Source organism: Streptomyces sp. NPDC020875 (genome assembly GCF_040641415.1).
Taxonomy (GTDB): Bacteria; Actinomycetota; Actinomycetes; order Streptomycetales; family Streptomycetaceae; genus Streptomyces.
Genome location: NZ_JBFADP010000137.1, coordinates 1 through 2,083, shown reverse-complemented (window position 1 = coordinate 2,083; position 2,083 = coordinate 1). Strand labels below are relative to the sequence as shown.

General features: G+C 75.2%; 3 protein-coding genes and 1 riboswitch. Of the genes, 1 reads left to right on the top strand and 2 read right to left on the bottom strand.

The window, feature by feature from the left end; all coding sequences use genetic code 11:
• Positions 1–559: trypsin-like peptidase domain-containing protein (locus AB0G74_RS34320; RefSeq protein ID WP_361154647.1), on the bottom strand; the 559-nt coding region annotated here is incomplete at its 3' end.
• On the bottom strand, positions 556–945 hold the full coding sequence (locus AB0G74_RS34315) for a CU044_2847 family protein (protein WP_361154644.1): 390 nt from the start codon (positions 943–945) through the stop codon (positions 556–558). The genes AB0G74_RS34315 and AB0G74_RS34320, both read right to left, overlap by 4 nt.
• A 221-nt stretch (positions 946–1,166) precedes the next feature.
• Positions 1,167–1,309: riboswitch (cobalamin riboswitch) on the top strand.
• Between the two features lie 122 nt (positions 1,310–1,431).
• Here AB0G74_RS34315 and AB0G74_RS34310 point away from each other — a divergent pair.
• Entirely contained in the window at positions 1,432–1,923 is a 492-nt protein-coding gene (locus tag AB0G74_RS34310; RefSeq protein WP_361154641.1) for a DUF4430 domain-containing protein, read from the top strand.
• The last annotated feature ends 160 nt before the right edge of the window (positions 1,924–2,083 follow it).

Genomic DNA, 2,083 nt, shown 5'->3' with positions numbered 1-2,083 from the left:
GGTAGCCCCGGCCGTCGAGATCGGCCTGCACCCAGCCGTCGGCCTGCCGTCCCCGCAGGACCCCCGCGTGCCAGACACCGCCGGGGCGCCCGGCCGGAATCCCGAAGGCCCGTACCCGGTGCCCCCAGACCTCGCCGGGGTCCACGAGCGGGACCGGGCGGGCTGCGGGCAGGGGGGCGTCGAGCCGCAGTACGGCGATATCGCCGGGCGCGGCGGGCCCGGCGGCCGGGGCGGGGCCGCCGGCCTCCCGGGGCGCCGTCCACTGCTCCACTCCCGCCGTCGTCGACGGCGCCTCGCCCTCGTGCCGCGCGGCGGGTACGAGGGGCAGGTCGACCCGGACCCTGGCGGTGGGCGGCGGGGCCGCGCCCCCGGCCGTGCCGAGTGCGGCACTGACCACATGCGCGCAGGTCAGGGCGGTGGTGTCGGAGACCAGGAAGGCGACACCGACGGTCTGTCCCCGGCTGTCACGGACCCGGAGGACGGCAGCGTCCGGGGCGGGCGGCCCCGGTTCGGGCGCGGCCGTGTTCCAGGGGTCCGACGGCGGCTGCGGCCCCGTCATCCCGCGGTGTCCGCCCCCGGTTCGCCGGACTGCGGATTGCGCCAGGTCAGGGTGACCTTGAAGTTGGCCTGGCCGGTCGTCCGGGAGATCACCACATCCGCCTCGGCCGACAGGGAGAGCCCGAACTCGATCCCGATCTCGTCGGGTCGCCGGGCCATGTCGCGGAATCCGTCGACGAAGTTCTCGGCGACCGGCCGGATCCCGGCCAGCATCTCGTCCAGCGACCGGGTCGCCCTGGCCACGACCTGCCCGGGGCGGGCGACCTGGACCAGCCCTTCCGCGGCCTCCTCGATCTGGACCCGGACGACACCGGCCGCCTCCGGCGGAGCGGAGCCCGTACCGTCGTCGCCCGGCCCGGATACGGGCAACTCGACCAGATACACCATGTTTCCCCCTGCGCGAATCCGCGATGCCGGAGGTCCGCACCCTACCGATCCGCCGGTTCGCCGGTGCCGGAACCTTCGAACTTCCATGTCCGTACCGGGATCCGACGATCGGTGAACGTACGGGGAACCACGGGTGCGGGCCCTGTGACGGACCCGCGGGGCGGGCCGCGTCCGGCTGTCAACACCCCTTGGCCGGACAGGCGTTGGAACCGTACGATGCGTCTGCCCGAGCACCTTCGGGCCACAACTGAATGGCTGTGCGAACGGGGGAAGCCGGTGGAATTCCGGCACTGACCTGCAACCGTGCGCGGCGCCTCCGGGCGCCGCCAGAGTCGGAGCGCCCGCCGCACGGCAGGTCCGCTTCCACTGCCACGGTCTGCGGTGCGACAGCCCTCCCGGCCCCGGTTCCTCCCGCCCACGGCGGGACGGAGCGGCGCGCCCGAACGGGTCCGCACCGTCGGCCCGGTCCGGTCAGAAAGGCCCGCCATGTCCCTCGGTACGACGCGCCGCGCCACGATCGCCACCGCCGCCCTGAGCCTCGCGTTCACCGCGCTCGCCACCGCCCCCGCGACAGCCCACGGCACCCCGCACACCAACGCCCCGATCAGGGTCGGCCTGTCCGTCCAGGGCCCGGACGGACCCCTGTTCCAGGGCAAGGTCAGAACCAGGGGCCATGACGTCACCACCGCCAGCGGGGGTACCCACAAGTGCGACGGCACCAATGGCGGCGCCCACGCCTCCAAGGTGCCCACCCCCACGGCCGCCCTGGACGACGCCGCCCGTAAGCACGGCTTCACCTGGGACGGCACCTGGTACGCCTCGTTCGACGACTTCTTCGTCGACACCATCAAGAACGTCAGCGGCGGGGCGTCCGCGTACTGGAGCATCGCCGTCAACGGGACCCCCACCCCCGTCGGGGGCTGCCAGTTCAAGCTGAACCCGGGCGACCAGGTCTCCTTCACCTGGACGTCCTTCTGACCGGTCCGGCGCCCGCGCCCGCCGGGGACCGGCTCTGTCCGGTCCCCGGCCGGGCCGCCGTGCCGTCCGGCCCCGGGTGGGGGGGGGGGGGGGGCGCCCCGGCCCCCGGGGGGGGCGCCGCCCACCGGCCCCCCCCCCCCCGAAAGGGGGCGGAGTGGGC